The organism is uncultured Phascolarctobacterium sp. (genome assembly GCF_905212365.1).
GTDB lineage: Bacteria > Bacillota > Negativicutes > Acidaminococcales > Acidaminococcaceae > Phascolarctobacterium_A.
Map to the genome: position 1 here is coordinate 19,372 of NZ_CAJMEH010000022.1, position 7,939 is coordinate 27,310.

Sequence of the window (7,939 nt, forward strand, 5' to 3'; positions counted from 1 at the left end):
AGAAATGAGTGCAGGTGAATTTAATGAAAAACCGCTATAATCCTGTGCTGCTGGCCGTGATTGCCATCGGTTTGGCGTGGGCCTTATGGCTCAACTGGACCCGTCATCAGGTGGAGCAGGCAAATAATACGGTGGAAATGGCCATGGAATACGAGGGGCTGCGCAAGGTAGCCGCGTTGGAGGGCCTGCCGGAGGATGAGGTGCTGCTGCAGTTTAAGGATGCAGGCATCAACTCCCTGATGATTTTTGATACTACGTTGGATCGTCTGACAAAGAAGGGCGAAATTCAGACGGCGACGGGCGGCGAGCTGCGGCAGGCAGCTAGTCTGGGCGCCGGTAAGGGTGTGTTCGCCCATGTTGCGCCGCAGGCTTTGCAGGAGAGCGCCGCTTATGTGGCCGCAGGCAATAATCCGGCTGTGCTGGCCGATGTGGAGGAGGATCTTCTGCTGCGCTACGGCAAGGAGCGCGTGGCTGTGGTCAGCGACCAGCCGCGCATTATCCGCGTTTTGGGCAGCACGGAGCTTTTGCCTGAAAGTAAGTACGACGAGCCCTTGGGTTTGCTGCAGGCTCCTTTGGGCTTGCCGGTGCGCGATATGCAGAAGGTGTCGGCCCTGGGCTTTAAGGTTATCGTGCGTCCGCAGAATTATGTGGGCGTGAATGAGGCGCAAATCGACAGTATTTTTGCGCGCATAAAAAAAGCGGGCGTCAGGGTACACGCCTATATGCCCTGTGGGACGGAAACCGTGGGCTATCCTGATAAGCTGGAATATTTAGGACAGAAAATGCAGGAGAATAAGATGAAGCTGGTGATGCTGGAGCATTATACCCAGCTGCGCTTTGCCCAAATTGACGGACTGATTCCTCTGTCCGAGTTTAATAAATATTATGCTGCGCGTTCCTACGTTATCGACGCTTTGGAGCAGAAGAAAATCGGCGTCGATACGGCTTTGCGCCGTTGGGCGCTGACCGATGAGGAACGCAATATCCGCGTCAACTATATCCGTCCCTTCCTGATGCCGGTGGAGGGCAAGGATATTATGCAGATCAATCTGCAATATGTAAGGGATATTAAGAAAAGCGTGGAAGCCCGCGGCTTTACTATTGGCGACGCAGGCGTCTTTGCCGCTGCAGGCCAGGACGGCTATGAGCCTTATTTCCCCGCTAAAAGCAATTTTATTCCCATTGCTGCGGCTATCGCTGCCGGGGTAACGCTGTATTTGGCGCTGCTGTTCGGTTTGAGCGGCACAAAGCAGCTGGCGCTGTGGGGAGCGTTGTCCCTAGCCTGCGCTGGCGTGCTGCTGCTGGGACGCGGCTTGCTTTTGCGTCAGCTGTTGGCTTTGGCGGCGGCCGGCGTTTTCCCTGTGCTGTCCATGAGCGTTATCTTTAGCGTTTGGGAAGCTAATAAAAATAAAGTTAGCAGCCTGCTGGTAATTATTTGGAAGGCAATATGGCAGCTGGCTCTGGCTGTAGCGCTTTCTTTGGTGGGCGCGGCCTTTTTGTCCGCTATTTTGACGGACAGCCGCTTTTTGCTGGAAATCGACATTTACCGCGGCGTTAAGCTGACCTTTATCCTGCCGGTGCTGCTGACGGCGATTCTGTTCATTGCCCGTTACGATTTGCTGCAGGTGGTGGGCAAGGGCGTGAAGCTTTTGCTGGCACGGCTCAACGGTCTGCTGGATACGGGCCTGACCTTTAAGCATGTGGCCGTATTATTGGTTTTACTGTTCGTGGCCTTTTATTTCGTAGGCCGCAGCGGCCATACGGGCGGCGTGCCCGTGCCTGCTATCGAGCTGAAAATGCGCGCCTTTTTGGAGCAGGTTATGTATGCCCGTCCCCGCGAAAAGGAATTTATGATTGGCCATCCGGCCTTCTTCCTGGCGGTATTGGCTGCCTACCGCTGCGCGCCGCGCTGGTGGCAGTTTGTCTTGGCGTGCGGCGCCGTTATCGGGCAGGGAAGCCTGGTGCAGACCTTCTGTCATATGCGTACGCCTGTGATGATGAGCCTGATGCGCGCCGTTGACGGCTACGCTGTGGGCGTGGTCTTCGGCATTATTGGCATACTGGTTATCGGCCTGCTGTGGCCTGCTTGGGATAATTGGCAAAGGAGCTGTCTGAAGCAATGAGCAAGATCGTGATTTCCGGGTATTATGGATTTGCTAACGCCGGAGATGAGGCTATGCTGACCGCGATCATCAAAGCTTTGCGCAGTACGGAAAATTCTGTCGGGCTGACGGTTATTTCGGGCAACCCCCAGGTGACGGCAGCCAGATATAATGTAACTTCCATTCATCGTTTTAATCCCTGGGAAATTTTAACGGCCCTGCGGAGCTGCGACCTGCTTTTGAGCGGCGGCGGCAGCTTGCTGCAGGACGTCACCAGTAAGCGCAGCTTACTGTATTATTTGTCAATTTTGGCTTTGGGGCTGCTCTTGGGCAAGCGGGTGATGCTCTTTGCTCAGGGCATCGGCCCCATTCACAGCCGTTTGCTGCGCAAGCTGACGCAGGCGGTATGCAGCCGCGTGGACTTGATTACGGTACGGGACCAGGATTCGCTGTACGAGCTGCGGCGTATTGGCATTCCTGCCGAAAAGGTGCAGCTGACTGCCGACGCCGTGCTGACGCTGCCGCCGGAGGGATTGGAGCAGGGCAGAAAGCTTTTGGAAAAATTTAAGGCGCCGCAGGATAAAATGCTGCTTGCCGTTTCCGTGCGCAAATGGCAGGACGACGACCGCTATCTTTTGGAGCTGGCCAAGGCGGCAGATTCCTTAAGCGAGGAGTTCGGCGCGCATGTGGTGCTGCTGCCCCTGCAATATCCTGTGGATGTGGAGGCTTGCGCCCGTTTGCAGCATTTTATGGTGCATAAGGATAGCAGTACGGTGCTGGCCGCCGATTGCGATACGGAGCAATTTTTGTCTTTGATGGGCAATTTTGATTTGCTGATCGGTATGCGGCTGCATGCGCTGATTTTTGCCGCAGTAATGGAGCTGCCCTTTGCGGCTGTATCCTATGACCCCAAAATCGACGGCTTTGTGAAGGATATCGATGGGCTGACGGCGGGCAGGGTAGAAAGCCTGCAGGCGGCGCAGGTAGTAGCGGCCGCCAAACAGGCGCTGAGCCGGGGCTGCCGCGGCGATAGGCTGCAAAAGCTGCGGGCGAAGGCCATGCTCAATGCCAGGCAGGCGCTGGCTTTGCTGACGAAAGGAGATTGAAGGCATGCTGATAATGACGGATGTAAGCAAGGTGTACCCCGGCGGGTCCGTAGCCTTGCAGGATGTCAATGTACATATAGAACCAGGCGAATTTGTTTTTGTTGTCGGGCCCAGCGGCGCCGGTAAATCTACCTTTATCAAAATGCTGTTCCGTGAGGTTTTGCCTACTACGGGCAGCATTTTTGTCAATGGCACGGATATTATGGCGCTGACCCCTAAGGAAATCCCCTATATGCGGCGTCAGCTGGGGATTATCTTTCAGGATTACCGCCTGCTGCCCGACCGCACGGTTTATGAAAACGTGGCCTTTGCCATGCAGGTTATCGAAGCGCCGCACCGCAAAATTAAGCGGCAGGTTTTAAACGTACTGGATTTAGTAGGGCTGCGCCATCGCTCCGACGCTTATCCCAACGAGCTGAGCGGCGGCGAGCCGCAGCGCATCGCTATTGCCAGGGCAATAGTCAACGATCCGCTGCTGGTCATTGCTGACGAGCCGACGGGCAATCTGGACCCGGAGACAAGCTGGGACATTATGGAAATCTTTAAGGAAATCAACGCTACCGGCACTACCATCGTCATGGCTACCCATGATAAGGATGTAGTGGACGCTATGGGCAAGCGGGTTATCGCTATCGAAAAGGGACGTATTGTGCGCGACGAACACGAAGGAGTTTATGGCTATGAGCTTTAGTACGAAGGAATATTTTATCAAGGAAACCTATAAATCCATTCGTCGCAACGGCTTCATGAGCTTTGCTTCCATTTCCACCGTGGCCGTGTCCCTGCTGGTGTTGGGTATGTTCCTGCTGATTTTTTTGAATACCAATAATCTGGCGAAATATCTGGAAAGCCAGGTGCAGGTATCCGTATATATGCAGGACGACGCCAAGGCGGAGGAATTAACGTCCGTCAAGGAGCAGCTGCAGAAGATGCCCGGCGTGGTTAAGGTAACTGCTGTAAGCAAGGAGCAGGCTTTAGAGCGCTTTAAGGAACGCCTGGGCGACCAGGAGCAGCTGCTCAACAGCCTGGGCAAGGATAATCCCTTTCCCAATTCCTTTGACGTACAGGTGGATAACCCGGAGCGTATTAAGGCGATTACGCCTTTAATCGGCCAGCTGCCCAAGGTGGAAACGGCTAAGTTCGGGCAGGAGGTAGTGGAGCATTTATTCCAGCTGACGAAGATACTGCGCTTTGGCGGCGTGGTGCTGATTATCTTTTTGGCCATGGCCACGCTGTTCATCATCAGCAATACCATTCGTCTGACTGTCTTTGCCCGGCGCAAGGAAGTAGTCATTATGAAATATGTGGGCGCGACGGATTGGTTCATTCGCTGGCCCTTTTTGCTGGAGGGCATGACGCTGGGCTTCTTCGGCGCTATTTTGGCGTCGCTCTTTATCAACAGCATTTATTCGGCGCTGCTGGACCGCATCCACGCTACGCTGGCCTTTCTGCCGCTGCTGCCGCCGTCCCCGCTGCTGGGCTATGTGACGCTGTTTTTGCTGGCGGCGGGCACGGGCATCGGCGCGCTGGGCAGCTATATTTCCCTGCGCAAATTTTTGCGCGTTTAAAGGGAGGCCGGGTATATGCGTAAAAAATACTTGGCGCACGCTGCGCTGGCTTTGCTTCTGGCATTGCTGCCCGTTTACGGGGCCTGGTGCCTGGCCGACGCGGCGGACGATAAGCGGGCGGAGCTGAATTCGGTGCAGGCGCAGATGCAGGAAATGCAGGTGCGCAAGGAGGCGGCGCGCCAGCGCGCGGAAGCGGTCAACGCCGATTTGCAGAATATTATGGGCGACCTTAACGATTTGCAGGGACGTGCCAACGAGCTGCGGAAAAAGCGCGACGGGCTGCAGCAGATTATCGACGAAAATCAGGCGCAGCTGGCGAAAAAGAAACAAGAGCAGGAGCAGCGGCTGGAGGTTTACCGCAAACGCTTGCGGGCTATTTATATCAACGGTCAGGTTAATTATCTGGACGTGCTTTTAGGCGCGAAGGATTTCAGCGATTTTTCCTCCAGAATGTATTTGCTGCAAAAAATTATCAGCAGCGATATAGAGCTTTTGGAGCAGCTGAAAAAGGATGAAGAAGAAATCAAGACCCGTCAGGCGCAGCTGGACGCTTCCATGAAGGAGATTAAGGCCGCCGAGGCGGAGCTGGAAAATAAAACCGCCAGAGTTAATAAGCTGCGGGAACAGCGCGCGCATATTCTTTATGCCGCGCAGGAGGAAGAGCAGCAAAGCCAGTACGAATACGACCGTTTATTGGCGATCAGCGAAAATATCGCGGCTATGCTGCGCAATATGGAAGCCAACGGCGGCGGAGCCACCGAAAGCAGCGGCGGCACCGGACGCTTTATGTGGCCCTGCCGCGGCGAGATTACCTCGTATTACGGCTGGCGCACCCATCCTATTTTTGGCACGACTAAATATCACAGCGGTATGGATATTGCCGTGGATTACGGCACCCCGATTTACGCCGCCGATTCCGGTACCGTAGTGTACAGCGGCTGGCTGGGCGGCTACGGCTACTGCGTCATGATCGATCATGGCGGAGGCCTGGTAACGCTGTACGGTCATAATCAGGGCTTGAATGTCAACGAAGGCCAGTATGTAAACAAGGGCACGGTTATTGCCTATGCGGGCAGTACGGGCTATTCCACCGGACCCCATTGCCACTTTGAGGTGCGCCTGCACGGCGAGGTGACGGAGCCCTTGGATTACTTACCTTAATTAAAGTGGAGGCGCAAAATTGTTTAGTAAAAGAACGTGGCAGCTGGCTGCCTGCTGCGCGGCTACGGCGGTGCTGACGGCGGCGTCGCTGCTGTGCGCGGGGGGCGTGCTGCTGGAAAGAATAACGGGCAGCGCTTCTGAATCGGTGCGCTTTTTGCGGACGATGCATTTGCTGAAAAATAATTATAACGGCGACGTGGATAATCATACGCTGTTTGAAGGAGCCATCAAGGGCATGGTTGAGGGCGTGGGCGATCCCTATACGGTATATCTTAACCGCAAGGATTTTCAGCAGCTCAACGAAATGACCGACGGCACCTTCGGCGGTATCGGCATCGTTTTTGGCAAGCGCGGCGACGATTATATCGTTATTTCGGCGCTGCCGGATAACCCCGGCGCGCTGGCCGGCATTAAAAGCGGCGATATCATTACGGCGGTGGACGGGCAGCCCACGCGCAGTATGAATATGGAGCAGGTGGCTAACAGTATCCGCGGCCAGCAGGGCACGGAGGTGGAGCTGGAGCTGAAGGATAAGGAAGGCCAGCTGCGCAAGGTGCGCGTGGTGCGTAAGGAAATCAAAAATCCGTCGGTGGGCGGACAATTTGTGCCCGATACCAAAATCGGCTATATCCGCGTGGCGGTGTTTAACGAAAATACGGGCGCGGACTTTGCCAAGGAATACCAAAAGTTGGAGCAGCAGGGTATGCAGGCTTTAGTGCTGGATTTGCGCGGCAATCCCGGCGGCCTTCTGGACGCAGGCGTAGCGGTAGCAGGCATGCTGGTGCCTAAGGGGCCCATCGTGTCGGTAGTCGACAAGGCCGGTAATAAATATGTAGAAAAATCTTCTTTGGAAAAGGTGAAGTATCCGCTGGCGGTGCTGGTGGATCATGGCAGCGCCAGCGCGTCTGAGATTGTGGCCGGGGCGATTAAGGATACCCGGTCCGGCAGGCTGTTCGGCGTCAAGACCTTCGGCAAGGGCAGCGTGCAGTCCGTGTACCGGCTGGACAGCGGCACGGCGGTGAAGATTACCGTGGCTAAATATTATACGCCCTCCGGCGTATCCATTCATAACGTGGGCATCGAGCCGGACGAGGTAGTGGAGCTGCCGGAAAACGCCGTTAAGGATGTGCAGCTGGAGGCGGCTGTGGATTATTTGAAAAAGACGCTGCGAGAGCAGGAGTGATACTGCCGACGGTATGCTGGTTAAGCGGCCTATCGTAGTGCAGGACGACGGTTCGGTGCTGGTGGGCTTTAAGCAGGCGGAATACGAGGCTAAGGGATTGTAAGGAGGTTTTACTTATGAATCAGGTTTTGCAGGCGATCAAGGAGCGCCGCAGCGTGCGGCAGTATAAGCCGGACATGGTGCCGCAGGAGCTTATCGAGCAAATCGTGGAGGCAGGTACTTTTGCTGCCAGCGGTCACGGCAAGCAGTCGGCTATTATCGTGGCGGTAACGGATAAGGAAACACGCGACCAGCTGGCTCGCATGAACCGTGAAATTATGGGCGTAAAGTCCGATACCTTTTACGGCGCGCCGGTGGTTTTGGTAGTGCTGGCCCGTTTGGACAGCCCGCACCGCGTTTACGACGGCAGTCTGGTAATGGGCAATTTAATGCTGGCCGCTCATGCCCTGGGCCTGGGCAGCTGCTGGATACACCGCGCTAAGCAGGAGTTTGAATCAGAAGAAGGCAAGGAGCTGCTGCGCAAGTGGGGTATAGAGGGCGAGTACGAGGGCATCGGCCATTGCATAATCGGCTATCCTGCCGGACCGCAGCCTAAGGCGCATCCGCGTAAGGCTGATTATGTTTATTATGTGAAGTAGATAGTGAACCGATTAATTTAATAAGAAGAAATAAAAAGGGGACTGCTGCAGAAGCGCTTCGGCGCTGTGCGGCAGTCCCCTTTGTAGTTTAGCGATGCGGCGGCTAAAACCGGCGCATCATTTTATTTAGCGGCGGCAAGTACGCGGGTCAGGGCGTCGATGTTGGCGCTCAGCTTATCGA

Annotated in this window: 8 protein-coding genes; all 8 read left to right on the forward strand. The window is 55.2% G+C overall.

What is annotated here, in order from left to right; genetic code table 11:
* Nucleotides 1-8 precede the first annotated feature (8 nt).
* The 8 genes from QZ105_RS05215 to QZ105_RS05250 are packed head-to-tail and all read left to right on the forward strand — an operon-like array spanning nt 9 to nt 7,758.
* The gene (locus QZ105_RS05215; protein WP_293728793.1) at nt 9-2,123 is read left to right on the forward strand and encodes a DUF5693 family protein; all 2,115 of its coding nucleotides are present in this window, start codon (nt 9-11) and stop codon (nt 2,121-2,123) included.
* Nucleotides 2,120-3,208 carry a polysaccharide pyruvyl transferase CsaB gene (gene csaB, locus QZ105_RS05220; RefSeq protein WP_293728794.1) on the forward strand — a complete coding sequence of 363 codons (1,089 nt, stop codon included), beginning with the start codon at nt 2,120-2,122 and terminating at the stop codon, nt 3,206-3,208. Before QZ105_RS05215 ends, csaB begins: the two co-directional genes overlap by 4 nt.
* A 4-nt stretch (nt 3,209-3,212) precedes the next feature.
* Nucleotides 3,213-3,899 carry a cell division ATP-binding protein FtsE gene (gene ftsE, locus QZ105_RS05225; RefSeq protein WP_293728795.1) on the forward strand — a complete coding sequence of 229 codons (687 nt, stop codon included), beginning with the start codon at nt 3,213-3,215 and terminating at the stop codon, nt 3,897-3,899.
* The gene (gene ftsX / locus QZ105_RS05230; protein ID WP_293728796.1) at nt 3,889-4,776 is read left to right on the forward strand and encodes a permease-like cell division protein FtsX; all 888 of its coding nucleotides are present in this window, start codon (nt 3,889-3,891) and stop codon (nt 4,774-4,776) included. The genes ftsE and ftsX overlap by 11 nt, the downstream gene beginning before the upstream one ends.
* A gap of 15 nt (nt 4,777-4,791) precedes the next feature.
* Nucleotides 4,792-5,937, forward strand: a complete 1,146-nt coding sequence (locus QZ105_RS05235) for a M23 family metallopeptidase (protein WP_293728797.1) — start codon at nt 4,792-4,794, stop codon at nt 5,935-5,937.
* Nucleotides 5,938-5,956: 19 nt separating this feature from the next.
* Nucleotides 5,957-7,120 (forward strand): S41 family peptidase, encoded by a 1,164-nt coding sequence (locus QZ105_RS05240; RefSeq protein WP_293728798.1) that lies wholly within the window; start codon nt 5,957-5,959, stop codon nt 7,118-7,120.
* 13 nt (nt 7,121-7,133) lie between these two features.
* Complete coding sequence (locus QZ105_RS05245; protein WP_293728799.1) at nt 7,134-7,223, forward strand: ArsC/Spx/MgsR family protein; 90 nt, start codon at nt 7,134-7,136, stop codon at nt 7,221-7,223.
* 13 nt (nt 7,224-7,236) lie between these two features.
* The gene (locus tag QZ105_RS05250; protein WP_293728800.1) at nt 7,237-7,758 is read left to right on the forward strand and encodes a nitroreductase; all 522 of its coding nucleotides are present in this window, start codon (nt 7,237-7,239) and stop codon (nt 7,756-7,758) included.
* The last annotated feature ends 181 nt before the right edge of the window (nt 7,759-7,939 follow it).

Bases quoted from the DNA above. Each gene is read 5' to 3' on its own strand.
- ftsE (WP_293728795.1), top strand. From the start codon at position 3,213: ATGCTGATAATGACGGATGTAAGCAAGGTGTACCCCGGCGGGTCCGTA.
- QZ105_RS05245 (WP_293728799.1), top strand. From the start codon at position 7,134: ATGCTGGTTAAGCGGCCTATCGTAGTGCAGGACGACGGTTCGGTGCTG.
- QZ105_RS05235 (WP_293728797.1), top strand. From the start codon at position 4,792: ATGCGTAAAAAATACTTGGCGCACGCTGCGCTGGCTTTGCTTCTGGCA.
- QZ105_RS05250 (WP_293728800.1), top strand. From the start codon at position 7,237: ATGAATCAGGTTTTGCAGGCGATCAAGGAGCGCCGCAGCGTGCGGCAG.
- ftsX (WP_293728796.1), top strand. From the start codon at position 3,889: ATGAGCTTTAGTACGAAGGAATATTTTATCAAGGAAACCTATAAATCC.
- csaB (WP_293728794.1), top strand. From the start codon at position 2,120: ATGAGCAAGATCGTGATTTCCGGGTATTATGGATTTGCTAACGCCGGA.